The following is an 18,851-nucleotide window of genomic DNA, read 5'->3' as shown; positions in this document are numbered from 1 at the left end:
CCTCATGTCTGTCCACCGCTACCAACGTGCTGCTCTTCCACCAGCGCGAGCGGTCGGATCGGTGCGCCGGTCGCCCCGACGACCGGCAGGGGAGCGCCGACGAACACGAACTCCCGCGCACCGGTGTGTGCCAGCGCTTCGAGGTTCATTGCCTCGATGATGTTCATCCCACTGTCCTGCAGGAGAATCCGATGTACAGGCAGGTTGGCGAAGCCGGCTCCAGGGGGAATGTGCTCAAGTGCGAGGGTGTCGGCCCCGACGACGCGGGCACCGGCTGCGACAAGGTGTCGCGCACCGTCGGTGGTGAGACCGGGCACGCCGCTGTCGGTGCCGATGTAGGCGTCCGGGTTGTGCCACAGTTGCGCCCACCCGGTCCGGATGAGCACGACATCGCCGTGGCGGATGTCGGCGTCACGCAGATCTGCCGCGGTGACCGGTTCGCCCGGAGGCAGGCGGTCCACACCGCGCAGTTTTGGCACGTCGACGAGCACACCCCGGCATACCAGCGGTGGAACCTCGTCGATCCCGTGACTGGCATAGCGTCCGTCGGTCACGGTGACCGGTGTGCCGCCGTGGAAGTAGCCGTCGACCGCGACGTGGGCGAGTGCGTCCATGTGGGTGCCGACGTGTCCGCCGAGGACGAGCATTTCGTGTGAACCCGTCATCCCGTCCGGACGCGCGACGTCGCCGTGCCTGCGGCTGAGCGCCATGCGGAACCCGGGATGTGTGGGGGAGCAGGGCATTCCCTCCTGCAGAGGTTGCGCGAGGTCGATGATTCGTGGCCGCGCGGCGGCAAGGGCGTCGAGCAGGGAAGCATTCACGTCAGGTCCTTTCCGCGGGTCTCCGGCATCCTGATGATCACCAGTGTGGAGGCCAGCAGCAGCAACACGCAGTATCCGGTGTAGAAGAGCGGTCCCAGGTTCGCGCCGATCCACGTCTGCAGGTACGGGGCCGTCCCGCCGAATACCGCTACGGCCACGGAGTACGGCACTGCCAGACCGAGCGCACGGATTCCGGTGGGGAACATCTCGGCGTACACCGCGGGCAGGATGGACACCCCGGCGGAGATGAACACTGCGGCGATCGTCATACCCGCGAACAGTTGCCAGGCGCTGTCGCGCACCAGGAACTGCACCGGAAAGAGCGTCGCCGCACCACCGACCGTCGAGATGAGCAGGACGGGTTTGCGACCGATGCGATCAGACAGTCTGCCCCACAACGGCATCAACGCCATCAGGAGGATGCTCGACGTCACGCCGGCCCACAGCGCCCCGGCCGACGACACGTGCAGCGAGCTGATCGCGTAGGCGGGTGCGGCCACCACCCACGAGTAGTAGAACACCGTGAACCCGACGGACAGGCCGATGACGCGCAGCGCCTGCCCGCGGTGGCGGACGAGTTCGGGCCACAGTCGAGGGCGTCGGCGATCCGCCTGGGTGAAGGCCTCGGTCTCGGGCATTTTTCGTCGCATGTAGATGGCCACGAGACCGAACACGCCGCCCAGGAGGAACGGGATCCGCCAGCCGTAGGCGTGCATGTCGGCCTCGGACAGGGTGAGCGTCAGCACCAGGCCGAGCAGTACACCCACTGTGTTGCCGAAGACGCTGGAGATGTAGATGATGCTCGACCAGACACCGCGCCGATTCGCGGGGGCGATCTCTGACAGGTAGGTCTGGGCCGAGGGCAGTTCGCCGCCGCAGGCGAGACCCTGAACGATGCGGGCCAGCAGCAGGATCAGCGATGCCCACGCGCCGATCTCGGCGTATGTCGGTGCGACGCCGATGGCGAAGCTCGCCGCGGCGATCGTCACCACGGTCGCCATCATCGCCGTGCGTCGTCCGGCACGATCGGCCAGCCAACCGAACACGAATCCACCGACCGGGCGTGCGACGAACCCGACCGCGAACACCGCGAGGCTCGACAACACCGCCGACAACTGGTTGCTGTCATCGAAGAACTGGGTGGCGAAGAACGGCACGAAGATCGCGTAAATGCCCCAGTCGTACCACTCCAGTGCGTGGCCCAACGCGGTGCCGATCAGTTGCGGCGTACGCCGGGTCGGTGACGTCGTGCGGGGTTGAATCGTCTGGTGCATCAGCGGCCTTTCTGGGTCGTGGCCCCGGATGTGGCCCCCGAGTTGACGTTGAGCCTGCGATGGGCGAGTTCGGCGTAAAGTGCTGCGCCGTCGGGCAGGACCGAGTCGTCGAACACCGCCTGGGGACTGTGGTTGTAGGCCGCCTTGTCGGGGTCGGCGCCCGGCGGGAGCGCGCCGAGTGCAACGAAGCATCCGGGCACCTCGTCGAGTACCCGTGCGAAGTCCTCCGCACCGGTGAAGGGGTTGGCCAGCGGGGCATATCGGTTCTCACCGAGGGTCTCGATGATCACCTCGCGGGCGAGCGCCGTCTCATCGGGGTCGTTCACGGTGGGCGGGCGTCCCTCGGCGTAGTCGGCGTCGACGTCGACGCCGTGGGCGTCGGCGATCCCGGAGACCAACCGCAGGGCGATGTCGCGGATCCGCCTCGACGATTCGACCGAGAACGTGCGGATGGTGGCCTCGAACGTGGCTGTCGCGGGAATGATGTTGCTGCGCGTACCCGCCCGTAGAACGCCGATCGTCAGCACGACGGGGTCGAACACATCGAACTGTCGGGTGACGGCAGTCTGCAGCGCGGTCACCATCTCGGCGAGGACGGGAACAGGATCCTTGGCCAGATGCGGTGTCGAACCGTGGCCGCCCTCGCCGCGGACGGTCACCCGCAAGGTCGCCGACGCCGCGAGCGCGACACCAGGGCGGCTGAAGAAGGTGCCTGCCGGGCCGAGGGTGGAGAACACGTGCAGCGCGTAGGCGGCGTCCGGGCGGCGTCCGGCCGCATCCAGCACACCCTCGTCGATCATCGTCCGGGCGCCTTCCCAGCCTTCTTCGCCCGGCTGGAACATGAACACCACGTCCCCGTGGAGCTTTTCGCGCTGGGCGGCGAGTAGGTGCGCCGCGCCCACGAGCATGGCGGTGTGCAGGTCGTGGCCGCACCCGTGCATCGCCCCGTCGATCCGGGAGGTGTAGTCGAGACCGGTGTGTTCCTGAACGGGCAGGGCGTCCATATCCGCGCGTAGAAGCACCACACCGTCTCCGTGCCCGCGCAACACGGCGGTCACCGACGTGCAGTTCGTCCCGGTCGTGATCTCCAGCGGCAGGCCTTCGAGCGCCGCCAGCACCCGCTCCTGCGTGCGCGGCAGGTTCAGGCCGACCTCGGGTTCCTGATGCAGGGCGCGGCGGAGGTGGACGAGGTCGTCGGCCATTTCCCGAGCCTGCGTGACCAGCGACATTCTTGCTTCCTCTCACTGGCGGACAGTGCGGGTAGTTTGTGGTCACCACGTGATGCGAGCGAAAATTGCCGTGATTCGTGCATAGAAATCTGTTTGAGGAGCGTTCTCGTGCATTCCGAAGTGGTGACCGAATCGGATCTGGAGTTGTTGCACGGTCTGCAGATCGCGCCGCGAATCAGCTGGGCGGACGCGGCGCGGATACTGCGCACGACCCCAGCCACGCTCGCTGCTCGCTGGGCACGCCTGCGTCGGGAGGGCCTGGCCTGGATCACCGCGCACCGGGGTGGCAATCCGGCGCCCGTCATGGCGCTCATCGAGGTCGACTGCGTGCCCGGGGCCCGCGCCGACGTGGTCACCGCGATCTGCGCCGACCGCAGGGCGGTCACGGTCGAGGAGTCCACGCGCGGACGTGATCTGCTCGTCACCGCTCTCACTCGCGACCTCGAGGGGCTGACCGAATTCGTGCTCGACGACCTGAGTTCACAACCCGGAGTACAGACGCAGCGCACCTCATTGATCACCACGTTGCATCGGCACGGCGGTGACTGGCGGCTCGGCGCGCTGGACCGCCGGCAGGAGTCGGCGTTCGAGGCCGCAGCCGCGGCGATGCGCCCGTCGCGCAGCGTGCGTCCACCCGAGGACGACGGTCCGCTACGTGAGGTTCTCGCCGCCGACGGGCGAGCGAGCGCCGCGGATTGCGCGCGGGTGACGGGGCGAAATCCGGCGACCGTGCGACGCCAGCTTGCCCGGCTGCTGGCGTCCGGGACGGTGGCGTTCCGGTGCGAGGTGGCGCAATTGGTTTCGGGTCATCCGATCAGCAGTACGTGGCTGGTGTCGGTGTCGCCCGCCGATCAGGAACGCACGGTGGCCGCGTTGTCGACGCTGTCGGAACTGCGGATGTGCGCCTCGATCACCGGGGACGCCACGATCGCGTTCACGGTGTGGACGAGTTCGCTGGCCGACATCACCCGTTTGGAACGCCGGATAGGCGAGCGGTTGCCGTGGCTGTCGATCCGCGACAGCGGCGTCAACCTGCGTACCCGCAAGCGCATGGGCTGGATGCTCGACCCGACGGGTAGGGCCACCGGAGTCGTGGTCACTCCCGTGTGACCACAGTCGATTTCGCGGTCTAGAGAGCGCTCCCGTTGGCGGCCATGGCATTTCGGACTGCCCGCCCGTCGATCTTGGCGTACGGCAGATTCTCGTCGAGCGACAGAACGGAGGCCACTCCGGCCGCGTGTCCGTACTCGAAGCACTGAGCCGTGACCCGGGCCGACGCGAGTGCTTCATGTTCGGCACTCAGGCACCGGCCGGCGACGATGATGTTCTCGCCGGCCACCGGAACCAGGGACAGATAGGGAACCTCGTAGTAATCGTCGAGAAGCCAGTGCAGGTTAGAGCCCTTGCTGTCGTGCAGTTCGATGGGCCACGGGACCCGGCAGATACCGTCGTCACGCTTACGCCCCTGGAGTACATCATCGTTGCGGAGCGTTTCGTGTCCGACGATGCTGCGGGTCTGCCTGACGCCGACCTCGGTGCCTGTGTCTTCCAGGTAGCTCGACGCACAGCCTGGGACGTGTTTCCGGAAGAAATCGGCGTATTCGCGGGCCTGACGCCGACCGACAACCTCGCCTTCGGTGAAGTCCTCGGGGTCGATCACATTGAGTGCGCGACCATCCCTGCCCGCGACCCGGGTAGCGTTGACCATCAACTCATTCCGGCGAGGAGTGCGGAAGACCCAGATCCGGCTGCGAGGAAGATTCGCACCTGCCTTGCGTTCTTGCTCGATCATGTCGGTCAGCTTCGGCGGGCAGATCGTGTCCTGGCCGTAATACTCGTCGAACTCGTCGATGTCGACGTCTGCGAGCCTGAAGAACATCGTCGGGTTCTGAATGCGTCCGTCTGCGCCGAAGTAGTAGGCGCCGTTGGCTCGACTGACAACTGCGGCATCTCCGGACGCGTCGATCGTACGTTGGGCGAGAACAACGCTGCGGCCGGCGTTTGATTCGAGTACGACACCGGCGTACCGGTCACCGTCCATGACGACGCCGGTGACCGCGGTATGGAAAAGGATCCGTACTCCCGCATTCTCGAGGAACTCATCAGCCACCTCGGCCCACATGTGCGGATCGTGCGCACAGGTGAAAGTCTTGCCATACAGCTGAGGTTCGGTCAGTCCGCCGCGCGCTGCTAGGGCGGACCGGAACCGCTCGGTGAACCCGTACACCACCTGCTCGGGCTGTCGAGGACGTGCCGTGGCGTAGTACATGCCGCAGATCGTCCCGGACATACCGGCAACTGCCGCCCCGCCTGCGAAACCGTATTTCTCGACGATCAGGACGCTTTTTCCGGCCTCGGCGGCGGTCGTCGCCGCAGCGACGCCGGAAGCTCCCGCGCCGACGACGAGCACGTCGGTTTCGGCGAGGACAGGAAGGTCGTTTTGCAGAGGATAGATCGCCGACAGAGCCCAGGCAGGAGCGACGTTGTGGGCGTTCGAGCTCATGGAGGACAACACCTTTCGTTGCTGGATGATTGGTCAATCTGGTTGGGTGCCCAGTCACAACATGCCTCGGCGGAGGAGGTGGCGTTGGACCTTGCCGCTGGAGGTCTTCGGTAGCTCTGTGACGAAATGGACGGTGCGGGGATAGGCGTGGGCCGCGTACTTCTTCTTCACCAAGGTCTGCAGCTCCTTTTCGAGGTCTTCGGATCCCTCGGTGCCCTCGCGGAGCACGACAAAGGCTTCGAGCACCTCGCCGCGAAGGTGATCGGGTCGGGCGACAACCGCAGCCTCGATGACACTTGGATGCATGACGAGAACGCTCTCCACATCGAATGGCCCGATCCGGTAGCCGGCCATGATGATCACATCGTCGTCGCGACCGCAGAAGTGGAATTTTCCTTCATCGTCGACATGCCCGATGTCTCCGGTCAGATACCAATGCCCATCCGGCGTGAAGCGCTCCGCAGTCTTGTCTGGGGCGTTCGTGTAGCCGTTGAACCACATCAGCGGGCTGTTGTGGGCGTCGATTGCAACTCGACCCATCCTTCGTGATGGCGCTGCGGTCACCGTGTTGAGATCGAGCACGTTGCATCGCCAGCCCGGCAGTACGGCACCCATCGACCCTTCGTGCACCTCGTCTCGGAGGCCGTCGGCCCAGGCGTTCGCAATGAACATCCCATGTTCTGTCTGCCCGTAGTGATCTCGGACAAGGACGCCGAGATTGGCACGCGACCATGAGATGACATCAGGGGTCAGCGGTTCACCTGCCGACGAGGCTCGCCGCAGCCGTACCGTCGGTGGGACCGAGGTTGGATCGGTCAGCAGGCTCCGATAGACGGTGGGTGCCGCGGTGAAGTTGGTGACCCCAAAGCGTTCCATCACCCGCCATACCAGAGGCGGTGAGAATCCGGCGTGGAGCAGGATGCTGCGGGTTCCGGTGGCGAGTGGGCTGAGAATCGCGTAGTAAAGCCCGTAGGCCCATCCTGGGTCGGCGGCGTTCCAGAAGACGTCCTCTCGGCGGACGTCGAGGCCGAACTCCTGGTATGCGTGGAACGACGCGAGCGCTCGCAGTGGGACCGCAACCCCTTTCGGAGATCCGGTGGTTCCGCTGGTGAACAGTTCCACCAACGTCCCGGATCCGCCGGTGACGGCGGTCATCTCTGCAGTGCTCACCCCGTCGTGCCTCCTGATGAGCCCGGCCAGTTCTAGGACGTCGTCGGTGGTGGACGGTCCCGCAACCACGACGCGCCACGGCGCAGGCGAGGGCGCGCTGTCGTCGTGTGTGATCTTGTGGAGCTGGTCGGCGTCGCAGATCACCAGCCTGGCATCGCTGGCGCGAAGCCTATGGGTGATTGCAGGCGGGGCGAAGGCAGTGAACAACGGGACGTGGATCGCACCGCGACGCCAGATACCGAGGAGCGCCACCACGAGCTCGGCCGACTTACCCATCAACGTTGCGACGTGGTCGCCTGGCCCGATGCCGAGTTCCGACAGTGCCGCTGCGAACTTTGTGGACTGTTCTCGTAGTTGACCGTACGTGAGATCGGCTGCTGACAAATCAGGTTCGACAACGGTGAATGCGACATCATCATCGGGATGCCGATCACATATGAGGGTTGCTGCGCACGCGGTCGGTTCGTCGTACTGACGCAGCAGCTCGTATACGCGTGACTCTGGATCGGGGATCATACGATGCTCCTTGCGGTGGTGGTGCTCCGGTCAATGAGGTGCCACCTCACGGGGTAGGTACTGAATTCGTTCCGCGTCGAACGGTTTCGGTGGGCGCGGCGGGGGACTCGTCGTACAGGTCGTTCGGTCGCAGCACTGCAAGCGCCGCGATCGATACGAGCCCGGTCAGAGCGAAGAAGTAGGCAGGAGAGGCGATGCTCCCGGTCTGGGAGACCAAGTAGGTGGCGATGAACGGAGCACTGCCCCCGAAGATGGCGACAGCGAGGTTGTAGCCGAGCGCCACCCCTGTGGTGCGGACCTGGGTAGGAAGCAACTCCGTGATCAGCGCCGTCGTGGACGAGTTGAACAACCCGAAGCACAAGGACACTGCCACAAGTGAAGCCAAGAAGGTTGGGCGTGACCCGTGGTCCGCCGCGACGAACACGCCGACCATGGCTACGGTGGCTGCGACGCCAATCGGAAGCAGGAACCGTCGTCGCCCCACCCGATCCGAATACATCGCGCCGAGCGGCATCACCACACAGACAAGCAGGCCGGTACCGAGTGTCCACCAGAACACGTCGCCGCTGCTGAAATCCATGTTCGCAGTCAAGAAGCTGCTCATGTAGGTGAGCACCAGGTAGAAGATCGAGCTGTGGAGGGTGCAGACACCGAGCACCAACAGAACGGGACGAACATATCCCCGGAGTTCACGCAGTGGCGTCTGGGAGGCCTCGTTGCGTTCGGTGATGGCCTTGAATTCCGGGCTTTCCTCCAGTCTCAGTCGGATGATCAGGGCGATCACCCCGAGCGGACCACAGAGCAGGAACGGAATCCGCCATGCGCCGTCGTACATCCGCTCGGGCCCGAGCACGAACGTCATGCCGTTGGCGATACCGGCGCCCAGTAAGAGCCCGCAGATGGCCACGATTTGCGACCAGCAGGTCGCGAATGCGCGTCGGCGCGGCCGGGCGAACTCCGAAAGGAAGGCTGCGACGGTCCCGTATTCGCCGCCGGCCGAAAGTCCCTGGAACAGACGGGCGATCACGAGCAGAATGGGTGCGGCGATTCCGATGGTGTCGTAACTGGGAATGAGCCCGATCACGCATCCCGCGACGGACATCATGATCAGGGCCACGACCAAAGCGGTTCGTCTGCCGATCCGGTCGGCGAGGGGGCCCAGGATCAGTCCGCCGATCGGACGAGCGAAGAAGCTCAGGGCGAACACCGCAAAACTACTGAGCATGTTCACCAAAGGATCCTCAGAGGCGAAGAACGCGGCGCCGACGTAGACGGCGAGGAATCCGTAAACGCCGTAGTCGTACCACTCGATGAGATGTCCGCTGATCGCCCCCGCGAACGCACGGCGGGTTCTTTTCCGGTCGAGAGCCTGGTTCATATCGTGTGCCTTCCTCGACGATGACGGCCTGCATCAGCCCTGCCATATTCGTAATATGCCGAAGATATATCAGGCGGGAAGGTGTGACAAGGGTAGCTTTCAGCTACGAGACGCAAGGATGGCGACGGTGGCGACGGACCCTGGCTCCGTCGACTATTGATATTGAAATCTACTGATGCGCACCAGGTTAGACATCCCAGGTGCGTAAGTTGTCAAGCGGCGGCAGGTGTGCGGTGTGCCCAGGCTTTGTGTTCGTCGTAGCGGGTCCGGTGGCGTAGGCAACCGTGCAGGATGCCGACGAGGCGGTTGCCCAGAGCCCGCAGTGCTTGGTGATGGAGGTCGCCTTCAGCGCGGCGATGGTCGTAGAACTGTCGAGCTCCGGGACTTCGGGTTAGCGCGCAGAAGGCCCACTGGTCGATCGCGTCGTAGAGCCGACGGTTGCGGATGTGGCGGGCCAGTACGGCGCGCTTCCTGCCGGACGCAATGGTCAATGGCGAGGTTCCGGCGTAGTTTTTGCGACACTTGGCGTTGGTGTATCGGTTCGGGTCGTCCCCGAACTCACCGAGCACCCGGGCGCCGAGGATGACACCAAGTCCTGGCAGGGAGCGGTAGATGTCGGCGTCCGGGTGCGTCTCAAAATGCGCGGCCAGTTCGTTCTCCAGGTCGTCGATCTGACGACTCAACTCGACGACGAGCCCGACGGTGGCCCGCGTTGTCGCTGCGAACGCCGCGGTGACCGCAGCCGGTGCTGCGAGTTGTTCGGATCGTAGTGCGGCCTGGATCTCCTGGGCTCGGATGTCGATGTTGCGTTGGCGCCCAGCAGCTTTGAGTGCGGAGCGGATCTTGGCCAGGCTCAGGCTGGATGCTTGTCGGGGGTCGGGTGCATGTCCGAGGATCGCCAACGCGTCGCGGTCGGACAGATCGTCGAAGGCCTCCAGCGCCGCGGGGTAGTACTCGCGTAGTGCCGAGCGCAGTGCGTTGGTGTGCCGGTTGCGGGTCCAGATCAGATTCTGATGCGCCCGCGCGAGGACCTTGACCGCTTCGGCGTCGGGTGTGTCGCCGGCGATCAGACGGTGGTTGTGTCGGTCGGTGCGCACTAGATCGGCCAACAGCTTGGCGTCGGCGGCATCGGACTTGGCTCCCGACACCGCGTGGCGGTCGCGATAGCGGGCCACAGCCAGCGGATTGACCGCGTACACCTGATAACCGGCGCCGGTCAGTGCCTCCACCCACAGTCCGCGGTCGGTTTCGATTCCGACGGCGACCTGAGCGGGGTCATCGGCGTGGGCCGCGATGAGATCGTGCAGTAGTCGAATTCCGGCCAGCCCCTCGGGCAGCCGCCGTGAGGCCAGCCTGTCGCCGGCCTCGTTCATCAGGTACAGGTCGTGGTGGTCTTCTGCCCAGTCGTCTCCGACGAAGAGCATCGCATCGCCTCCTTGGCTCGATGTGGATGAAACCGTTCGAGCCGAAGGACATCTGGCGGCGACCTAATGGATCAGTGCTCGAACCGGCACGACATCCCATGAGCGCTGTAGATGACCTCACCAACCGGCCGGGGCACGATCTAACCCTAGAAATCGACCATCGTTCCAGGCGGCAGGAGTGCTCACCGGCCAGCGGCTCGGTGATCAGCGTCCCCGCGCTGGACGGTTATCCGTTCGAGGCACGCCGATCAACACCCATTAGGTGGCTACAAAAGATTTCCACGGTGCCCTTGCCTTGTGACCGCTGACTTCCTATCCTCCAGATATGCCACAGATATATTTCAGATGTATGAGGCGATGCATCATGGTGACTTGGGGAGGGGTCCGCCGATGACCACCAAGGCGGGGCCGCTCTCGAAGGTCAGGGTCGTCGACATGTCACGGCTCTCGCCGGGCCCATACGGCAGCATGCTCCTCGCTGACCTTGGTGCCGATGTCGTCGTGGTCGGCGGCGGCCGATCGGGGCTTCCGGTGCCGGCGTTCGGGCGGGGCAAGGAGTACGTCACGCTCGACCTCAAGAACGAAGACGGCCGTCGGGCTCTGCAGGCCCTCGTCCAAGGGGCCGATGTGTTCCTCGAAGGATTTCGTCCGGGCGTGGCCGACCGTCTCGGCGTGGGCTACCGGGCTTTGTCCGAGGTCAACCCGAAGTTGGTGTATTGCAGCGTCACCGGATACGGCCAGACCGGCACGCTCGCGCAGCGGGCCGGACACGACATCAACTATCTCGCTGTGAGTGGTGCTCTGGGAGCTTTCGGACCACACGACGGGCCGCCCATTCCTCCACTGAACACACTGGCCGATTTCGCCGGGGGCGGCATGCTCGCGGCGTTCGGGATCCTCGCCGCCTTGTTCGAAAGAGAACGTTCAGGCCGCGGACAGTACATCGACGCGGCCATGATCGACGGCGTCATGTCGTTGATGGCCATGCCTTTTGCCGACTGGGGAAACCGCACTCTACCTGGCCGTGGAGATGGTGTCCTGGCGGGAAACATGCCCGCTTACCGGTGTTACGAATGTGCCGACGGCCGCTATGTTGCGGTCGGGGCGTTGGAGGACGCATTCTTCGAACGTCTGTGGACGACCCTGGACCTGGGCGAGGTGCCAAATCAGTTCGATCGCGACAACTGGCCGAAAATCGAGGCAGCACTGAAAGAAACGTTCGCGACGCGATCACGTGACGAGTGGGCTGAAGTGTTCGCGGACATCGATGCGTGCGTGACACCGGTGCTGGCACCTGACGAACTTGCCGCCCACCCCTACGTGGCCAGTCGCCACCCTGATTTCCGCCTTGACGCGGTACCCGCTGTTCCAGTGCTGTCGCGCACTCCGGCAGAGCGCCGAGAGACCTCGATGCAGGACACCACGGAAGCGTCCCTGATCCGCTGGGGCGTCGACGCCGATCTCGCCGCGCGTGTAGCCGCGGTCGAACACGAACGGCCCCTTGGGCTGAGCTGGCCTCCGATGTAACCGTATGACAAGCGAAGGGCAACCATGAACACAGAATTGCTGGATTTCCGGGCGATGATGCAAGACCTGGCGTCCACCCAGGTGGCACCGTACGCGCGTGACGTCGACGAGCAGGAACGGTTCCCAGAAGAGGCGTGGCAGGCGCTCTGCGCCGCCGACCTGCCCGGACTTGCTCACCCCACTGAATTGGGTGGCAGTGACGGTGATCTCGCCGCCCAGGCGATCGCGGTGGAAGAGCTCTCAGCCGCATGTGCCTCGACTGCGATGGTCTTGCTGGTCAATTGGGCCGGCACCTGCACCGTCATTCATCAGGGATCCGACGAGCTCAAGAAGTTGGTGGTGCCCGATGTCTCCACCGGTGCTGTGGGAGCGGGATGGTGCTTGACCGAACCCACCGGCGGATCGGATCTCTCTGGTATTCGCACCAAGGCGCAACGTGACGGGTCCGATTGGGTTCTCAACGGCCAGAAGCGCTTCATCAGCAACGCGGACTGGGGCGAATGGTTCGCGGTGCTGGCCCGTTCCGGTGAGGAGAACGAGTTCGGCGTATTCATGGTCCACAAGAGCGACGCCGGCCTCAGCTTCGGGCCACCCGAGAAGAAGATGGGACTTCGCGGAAGCCCCACGGCTGATGTCATTCTCGAAGACTGCCGGATCCCCGGCGAACGAGTCGTCGGGGATCCCACCCAAGGCTACAAATACATCATCGACGAGTTGAACGGAAGTCGGGCTCTGATCGCGGCGCAGGCACTCGGTTTGGCAAAGGGCGCGCTTCGCACGGCGATCGAATACACCGCCGAGCGCCGCCAGTTCGGATCAGCGCTGTCGACATTTCAGATGGTGCGCGCCATGGTCGCCGACGCAGCGATCCGCGTCGAGTCCGCAAGTGCCCTGCTCTACAAGGCCGTCGACGCCATCGAGAACAAAGATCCTCGCGCTCGTTCGCTGGTTTCCATGGCAAAAGTGCTGTGTAGTGACAACGCCATGGCGGTAACGACAGACGCTGTTCAACTCCTCGGCGGTTACGGGTTCACGCGCGAGTACCCCGTGGAGCGAATGATGCGAGACGCGAAGGTGACTCAGATCTATGAGGGGAGTAATCAGATCCAGCGTCTGGTGATCTCGAAGGGACTGTACAAAGGGGAGGCGCTGTCATGAGCGGACCTCTCGAGAGCACGCTTGTCATCGATATGACCGAGGTGATGCAAGGTCCCCTGGCGGCCCAGGTTCTCGGCGATTACGGAGCCGACGTGATCAAGATCGAACGAAGCTGCGGCGATATCATGCGCGGTCTCGATCGTGACGCCGTGGCTGCGGGCGAGATGTCGTCGTACTTCGTCGCGGTCAATCGCAACAAGCGCAGTATTCAGATCGACCTGAAACACCCTGAAGGGCAAGCTATTCTCCACCGGTTACTCGATCGTGCCGATGTCTTGATCCACAGCTACCGACCTGCCGCGGTCCGCCGGATGAATCTGTCGTACGACGATCTCGCCGCGCGATACCCGCGGTTGATCTATGCTTCGGCGTCCGGCTGGGGTGAGACCGGTCCGCTGACACACAAGGCCGGTCAGGACATGCTGGCCCAATCTTTCAGCGGCATGGCGCGTGCCGTGGCCGACCCCTCCGCACTGGCCGAGTTCAACCCTGTCGCCACCACGGACTTTGCTTCCGGTATGAGTCTCGCCCAAGGGATCCTCGCTGCCCTGATTGAGCGCGGTCGCACGGGCCGAGGCCAGCATGTCAGCGTCAACCTGCTCGACACCGCGATCGCGCAACAGATGCTGGAAGCCGCATCGCTGCTGATGTACGGCCGTGAGCTGAACTGGGTACAACAGTGGTGGAGCGGTGTCTTCGAGACGGCCGACGGTTACGTCACCGTGCTCGGATTCTTCCGAGAAAACGCCATCGGTCTCGCGTGTAAGGCGCTCGACGTCGCAGACCTGTCGCAGGACGAAGACTTCGATACGCCTGCCAAGCAGGCGGCCAACCGGGACCGCGCACACGAGTACCTGGCGCCGCGTGTCAAGGAGCTCACCACCGCGACGGCTGTCCAACGCTTCGACTCGGTGGACCTCCTGTGTGCGCCGCTTCTGACCCTGGAACAGGCACTCGCAGAGGAGCAGGTGAAAGTCAACGATCGGCGCGTCACCGTCGAGGTCCCGCACCAAGGTGAACGCGCGGTCATCGGACACCCCGTGCACTTGTCTGGTGCGGCTCCCCGCACCAGACACAATGTTCCGCTCCCCGGACAGCACGGCACCGAGATCCTGCAGGAACTGGGTTTCGACGATGGACAGATCGCAACTCTCCGGCGTGCGCGAGTTGTGGGATGATTGGTGATACACCAGTTATATATGAGAACCGCCGGACGAACGTTCGGCCACTGCACGGGAGGACGATGGCGCCCAACAAATCGACACAGGCCTACGACGTCTTGGAGCGAATGATCATCTTTCAGGACATCCAGGCCGGTGTGATGGTGTCGGAGGCCGAACTGATGGAGAAGTCAGGATTCGGGCGCACACCTCTGCGTGAAGCGCTTCAGCGGCTCTCGCGTGACAACCTCGTACAGGTCGTGCCACGGCGGGGGATCTTGGTGCCGCCCATTTCGGTCGAAGCCCAGTTCAAGCTGTTGGAAACCCGGCGTCCTCTCGAAGAGTTGGCGGCCACACTCGCCGCAACCCGGGCACGGCCCGAGCAGCAGGCGGCAGCGCTGCAGCGGGCGAGCGAGTTCAAGAATTTCACAGAACGGGACCTGCACGAACTGGAACGGGTTCTTCGTGCTGGTCACGAATTGGTGGCAAAGTCGACGCAGAATCAGTTCCTGGAGAATGCAATGGCACCGTTGCAGGGGCTGTCGCGACGATTCTGGTTCGCGCACCTTCGGAGTGATCCCGACGATGTTGCCATCGCCATCGACCGCCACGGCGAGCTGCTCACCGCGATCGGGGAGCAAGACCAGGAGCGAGCTATCGCCGCGGCCCGGTCGCTGATCGATTATCTGACCGAGTTCGCCTACGCGTCAGTGAAAGTACCAGCCTGACCCTCTTCGAAGCAGCGATGCCACAGCGGCGGACCCAACCACGCGTCCTCAGCGGTTCTCGGGACAAGGCAAGGATTGACAGGGAGCGACACACCCCCCAAGGTCGCGATCGGCCCAGTTAGCGTGGTGACCGTGAAGGGAACTGGGAATCGCGATGCTACTGCCCCATGACGAATCAGGCACCGGCCCAACGGTTGTCCTGTTACACGCCAGGCCAACTGACCGCAGGATGTGGCGAGAACATCTGCCGCTCCTGGCAGCCGCCGGCCACCGGGCGATCGCTTTGGATCTCCCCGGCTACGGTGAGGCGGTACTTCCAGAGGGACACGACACGACGCCCGCAGACGATGTCCTTGCGACGCTCGACGCCCTGGACGTAGACCGCTTCACGATGGTGGGTAGTTCGCTCGGCGCGCTCGTCGGACTGCAGACAGCGGTGGCCGCGCCGGCTCGCGTCGACGGGCTGCTGTCGATCGGGTACCGGCGCCACGATCAACCTCCTTCTGTCGAATTGAACCGGGCATGGCAGCGCGAACGGGACGCCCTCGACGCGGACGACCTCGACGGTGCCGTGCAAGCCGGGGTCGACGCGTGGCTCACATCGCAGGCGCCGCCGGAAACCCGCGCGCATGTCGCCGAAATGTTGCGTGGGAACCTGCTGTCGCGGAAGACACGCGGCGAGCCGCCGCGGGCGTCGGACCCGACGCCGGTCGAGCTGGGGCACCTCACCGGACGCGTGACGGTCGCGGTCGGTGAACACGACATCCCGGATTTCCACACCGGCGGACAGGCTTTGGTCGACGCCACGGGCGCCGGGCAGCTTGCGGTGATCCCCGGGGCAGCACACCTGGTACCGCTCGATCAGCCTCTGTGGACCTGCGGGTTGATACAGGGGCTGATGCGCGACGGCGCAACAGTCCCGGTCGCTCGGTAGAGGGACAGTGATGTCAGGCGTCCAGAGCGTCAAGCACCGTGTGTGCTGCGGTGACGCGCGCGGGGATCGGGAAGTTCTTGTTCGCCAGCATCACGATGCCGATGCGCCGTTCCGGCACAAAGGCCGCATACGCGCCGAAGCCGTCGGTGGATCCCGTCTTGTTGAACAATGCCGAGCCCACCGACGGCGGGGCGATGGCTGTCGCGGCCTGCGGGCTCATCGCCATTTCGCCTGAGTTGCCTGCCAATAACTGGTCCAGCGCTACCGGGTACGGGTACTGCTCCCAGCCCAGGTCTTGCACCATCGGGCCCACCTTGTAATAGCCGACTTGAGTGCTCTTCACAGCCTCACGAAGTGTGGGCTCCAGTGCGCCCGGGTCGATGTTGTGTTCGATGAAGCGAATCATGTCCGCGGTTGTCGATTTGACTCCGTAGGCCTCGGCGTCGAACACTCCCGGGTTCACCCGCACCGGATGGTTCTTCTTGTCGTAACCCCACGCATAGAAGTCCATGGCCTCGTCCGGCACGTCGACGAAACTTCTGCGCAATCCGAGACCAGTCAGGATCTGCGACTGCATCAGGTCGGTGAACTGCCCGCCCAGGGCCCGCGCCGAGATGTGGCCCAACAGGCCGACACTGGGATTCGAGTACTGCCGGATTTTGCCTGGAGCGGTGACTGGTTGGAACTGCTGGAAATACGCGATCATCTGTTCGTCGTCGGTGACGGACTCAGGGAACTGCAGTGGGAGGCCACCGGCGGTGTAGGTGCCGAGATTCCGAAGCTCGGCGCGGTCGATCGGTGTGCCGGCCAGCGCAGGTAGATACCGGCCCGGGTGGTCATCGAGGTTGAGTACGCCCCGCGTCGCGGCGTACCCGGCCAGAGTCGCGGTGAATGTCTTGCTCACCGAGCCGATTTCGAACAGAGTGTCCCTGGTGACCGGTGCCTGCGTCTGCTTCGACACGACGCCGAACTCATAGAAGTGCTGGCGCCCGTCAACCGTGACGGCCACGGCCATGCCCGGCACATCGTATTGATCCAGCAGTGGCGCGAACGCACGCGCAACTGCTGCGGAGGGATCAGCCGATGCGGTCGGTGCTGCTGAGATCAAAGCCACCAGAACGATCAGGGCGGCGCAGATCCGACCAGCCGTGAACAATCTTCCCCTCTTGGCAACGGACACCGTCCGATGGTATCTGCGTTGGTAGGGGAGGGGACCGGGCTCCGATGCGCATCCGATTCCTACGCGGCCTCGCGCAGCGCCTTGACGAGCGATCCGAACGTGTCCCACGAGGTCGCATCGGTCTTGAGGAAGCTGAAGTATGTGATGCCGAGGTCGTCGCGGAAACGCTGAATGCGTTCGATGGCCGCGTCGATCGATCCGTTGAGGACGGTCGGCAACTTGCCGATCTCCGCGTCCGGCGCGTCGATGCCGAGCAGGCGCGCCACCGACAGATCCCTCGGATCGTCGAGTGAGGTCTGGAAGAACCCGAATTGCAACTCGATGTCATCGAACCGTTGGCCCGCCGCATGTTTGACGAAGGCGACGCGCTCAGCGAGATCGGTTTCGTCACCCCTGGAGGCGATGCCGACGATATCGGCCTCTCGCGCCGCCAGGGTCAGCAGCTTGTTGCCCGCGCCGGCCACCAGGATCGGTGGCGGGAGCTGTCGGGGGGTCGGGTTGTGGTCAGGGTCGGAGAGCAGCCGACGAACCTCGCGCAGGGTGTTGCCGACGATCGAGACACGTTGGGCGGGGCTGGGGAACGGGATCCCGGCAGCGTCGAACTCCGCTTCGACGTAGCCGGCGCCGAACGCGATGATCAGGCGCCCGTCGGTGGCCGAGTCAACCGCTGCCAGGTCGCGGGCGATGAGTGCGGGTGAGTAGAACGCGGCGTTGAGGACCATCGGGCTGAGCTGGACGGTGGGCACCGCGGCACCGATCGCCGTCAGCGACACCATGGGCGAGGCGTTGCCGAGGTGGTCGGGAACCAGCACCACGTCGAAGCCGGCGGCTTCGGCCTTACGCGCCTCCTCGACCAGGTCGGATACCGGGCCGTTTCCTTCCAGTGCAATTCCGAGCCTGAGGTACTGTGTCATCGTCAAGGGCCTTCCTGATGTTCGAGCGGATCCTGGCAGAACATTCGTTGGACTTACAGTCCATTCAATACGCTCTCAGGCCCATTAATTCCCCTCAAACGGTGTTCGACGAGATCTGGCGGCGGCCGCACTCGCGGTGTTCACCCGCGTCTTGACCGCGACCGGGGATAATGGTGGTTCATTTCGATGTATGAGGGGTCCGATGAAGTCCGAGGCGAGCAGGAAACACCCCTATCGGTCCGAGTTGCGCGCCCAGCAGGCGGAGGCGACCCGGCAGCTTGTCCTCGACACCGCGACCGAGTTGTTCGTCGAACGCGGATACGCCGCGACCTCGATCGATTTGATCGCCCAGACCGCGGGCGTCGGCCGCTCGACGGTGTTCTGCGCCGCGGGCAGCAAGCCGTGGCTGTTGAAGACCGCCTACGACAGGGCGGTCGTCGGCGACGACGAACAGGTGCCGATGGTGCAGCGCCCGCAGGTGCGGAGATTGTTCGAGATGACGGATCCCACGCAGATCGTCGAAGCGTACGTCGAGATACTCGGCGACGCCGCACAGCGCGTGTCGCGCATATACGAGGTGGTGCGGTCGGCGGCGGGACTGGACCCCGAGGTACACCAACTCTGGACCGAGATCGACGGTCAACGCCTCGAAGGGGCAGATACGGTCGCCGCACTGCTCAAAAAGAAGGGCGGCCTCAAAAAGGGACTCACCCTCGCCGCCGCCCGCGACCTGGTGTGGCTCTACAACGATCCGGGCATGCACTACGCACTCGTCGAGGTACGTGGCTGGAGCCAACGGCGTTATCGCGCCTGGTTGCTCGACACGTTCAACCACCAACTGCTCGGCAAGTGACCGGAGATCTCTGACCACCCCTCCGGCGTTCCGGCACGAGATTTGCTGGACGGTTCTCGCTCGATGGGGCGTAACCTGTTGT

The 18,851-nt window shown here is 64.4% G+C and carries 16 protein-coding genes; 7 read left to right on the top strand and 9 right to left on the bottom strand.

Features of this window, described 5'->3' with window-relative positions:
* Positions 1 to 2 precede the first annotated feature (2 nt).
* The 3 genes from AT701_RS19940 to AT701_RS19930 are packed head-to-tail and all read right to left on the bottom strand — an operon-like array spanning position 3 to position 3,324.
* Positions 3 to 821, bottom strand: coding sequence for a cyclase family protein (locus AT701_RS19940; protein ID WP_011729452.1), 819 nt, complete (start codon positions 819 to 821; stop codon positions 3 to 5).
* Positions 818 to 2,095 (bottom strand): MFS transporter, encoded by a 1,278-nt coding sequence (locus tag AT701_RS19935; protein WP_058126458.1) that lies wholly within the window; start codon positions 2,093 to 2,095, stop codon positions 818 to 820. The genes AT701_RS19940 and AT701_RS19935 overlap by 4 nt, the downstream gene beginning before the upstream one ends.
* Entirely contained in the window at positions 2,095 to 3,324 is a 1,230-nt protein-coding gene (locus AT701_RS19930) for a M20 family metallopeptidase (RefSeq protein WP_011729450.1), read from the bottom strand. Before AT701_RS19930 ends, AT701_RS19935 begins: the two co-directional genes overlap by 1 nt.
* A 108-nt stretch (positions 3,325 to 3,432) precedes the next feature.
* On the opposite strand from AT701_RS19930, the gene AT701_RS19925 reads away from it, so the two are divergent.
* The gene (locus AT701_RS19925; RefSeq protein ID WP_011729449.1) at positions 3,433 to 4,434 is read left to right on the top strand and encodes an Lrp/AsnC family transcriptional regulator; all 1,002 of its coding nucleotides are present in this window, start codon (positions 3,433 to 3,435) and stop codon (positions 4,432 to 4,434) included.
* A 19-nt stretch (positions 4,435 to 4,453) separates the two neighbouring features.
* Here AT701_RS19925 and AT701_RS19920 read toward each other — a convergent pair whose 3' ends face one another.
* The 4 genes from AT701_RS19920 to AT701_RS19905 all read right to left on the bottom strand — a co-directional run bounded on the left by AT701_RS19920 (position 4,454) and on the right by AT701_RS19905 (position 10,315).
* A complete protein-coding gene (locus AT701_RS19920) occupies positions 4,454 to 5,827 on the bottom strand; it encodes an FAD-dependent oxidoreductase (protein WP_003895440.1) in 1,374 nt (457 codons plus the stop codon).
* A 54-nt stretch (positions 5,828 to 5,881) separates the two neighbouring features.
* A complete protein-coding gene (locus tag AT701_RS19915; RefSeq protein WP_011729448.1) occupies positions 5,882 to 7,513 on the bottom strand; it encodes an acyl-CoA synthetase in 1,632 nt (543 codons plus the stop codon).
* A 46-nt stretch (positions 7,514 to 7,559) separates the two neighbouring features.
* Positions 7,560 to 8,891, bottom strand: coding sequence for an MFS transporter (locus AT701_RS19910; protein ID WP_011729447.1), 1,332 nt, complete (start codon positions 8,889 to 8,891; stop codon positions 7,560 to 7,562).
* A gap of 212 nt (positions 8,892 to 9,103) precedes the next feature.
* The gene (locus AT701_RS19905; RefSeq protein ID WP_011728499.1) at positions 9,104 to 10,315 is read right to left on the bottom strand and encodes an IS110 family RNA-guided transposase; all 1,212 of its coding nucleotides are present in this window, start codon (positions 10,313 to 10,315) and stop codon (positions 9,104 to 9,106) included.
* A 390-nt stretch (positions 10,316 to 10,705) separates the two neighbouring features.
* On the opposite strand from AT701_RS19905, the gene AT701_RS19900 reads away from it, so the two are divergent.
* The 5 genes from AT701_RS19900 to AT701_RS19880 all read left to right on the top strand — a co-directional run bounded on the left by AT701_RS19900 (position 10,706) and on the right by AT701_RS19880 (position 15,822).
* On the top strand, positions 10,706 to 11,842 hold the full coding sequence (locus tag AT701_RS19900; RefSeq protein WP_029104468.1) for a CaiB/BaiF CoA transferase family protein: 1,137 nt from the start codon (positions 10,706 to 10,708) through the stop codon (positions 11,840 to 11,842).
* Positions 11,843 to 11,866: 24 nt separating this feature from the next.
* Positions 11,867 to 13,000, top strand: coding sequence for an acyl-CoA dehydrogenase family protein (locus AT701_RS19895; protein WP_058126457.1), 1,134 nt, complete (start codon positions 11,867 to 11,869; stop codon positions 12,998 to 13,000).
* Positions 12,997 to 14,178 (top strand): CaiB/BaiF CoA transferase family protein, encoded by a 1,182-nt coding sequence (locus AT701_RS19890; RefSeq protein WP_003895435.1) that lies wholly within the window; start codon positions 12,997 to 12,999, stop codon positions 14,176 to 14,178. The genes AT701_RS19895 and AT701_RS19890 overlap by 4 nt, the downstream gene beginning before the upstream one ends.
* Before the next feature lie 65 nt (positions 14,179 to 14,243).
* The gene (locus AT701_RS19885) at positions 14,244 to 14,888 is read left to right on the top strand and encodes a GntR family transcriptional regulator (protein WP_011729444.1); all 645 of its coding nucleotides are present in this window, start codon (positions 14,244 to 14,246) and stop codon (positions 14,886 to 14,888) included.
* A gap of 229 nt (positions 14,889 to 15,117) precedes the next feature.
* Positions 15,118 to 15,822, top strand: a complete 705-nt coding sequence (locus AT701_RS19880; RefSeq protein WP_197668909.1) for an alpha/beta fold hydrolase — start codon at positions 15,118 to 15,120, stop codon at positions 15,820 to 15,822.
* 13 nt (positions 15,823 to 15,835) lie between these two features.
* Here AT701_RS19880 and ampC read toward each other — a convergent pair whose 3' ends face one another.
* Together ampC and AT701_RS19870 are read right to left on the bottom strand one after the other, a co-directional pair.
* Positions 15,836 to 16,978, bottom strand: coding sequence for a class C beta-lactamase (gene ampC / locus AT701_RS19875; RefSeq protein ID WP_081319527.1), 1,143 nt, complete (start codon positions 16,976 to 16,978; stop codon positions 15,836 to 15,838).
* Positions 16,979 to 17,061: 83 nt separating this feature from the next.
* A complete protein-coding gene (locus tag AT701_RS19870; RefSeq protein ID WP_058126455.1) occupies positions 17,062 to 17,916 on the bottom strand; it encodes a TIGR03621 family F420-dependent LLM class oxidoreductase in 855 nt (284 codons plus the stop codon).
* A 190-nt stretch (positions 17,917 to 18,106) separates the two neighbouring features.
* Between AT701_RS19870 and AT701_RS19865 the strand changes: the two genes are divergently transcribed.
* Positions 18,107 to 18,769, top strand: a complete 663-nt coding sequence (locus AT701_RS19865) for a TetR/AcrR family transcriptional regulator (protein ID WP_223495667.1) — start codon at positions 18,107 to 18,109, stop codon at positions 18,767 to 18,769.
* Positions 18,770 to 18,851 lie beyond the last annotated feature (82 nt).

Source organism: Mycolicibacterium smegmatis, from assembly GCF_001457595.1.
GTDB classification, from domain to species: Bacteria; Actinomycetota; Actinomycetes; order Mycobacteriales; family Mycobacteriaceae; genus Mycobacterium; species Mycobacterium smegmatis.
This window is presented reverse-complemented; position numbering and strand designations above follow the sequence as displayed.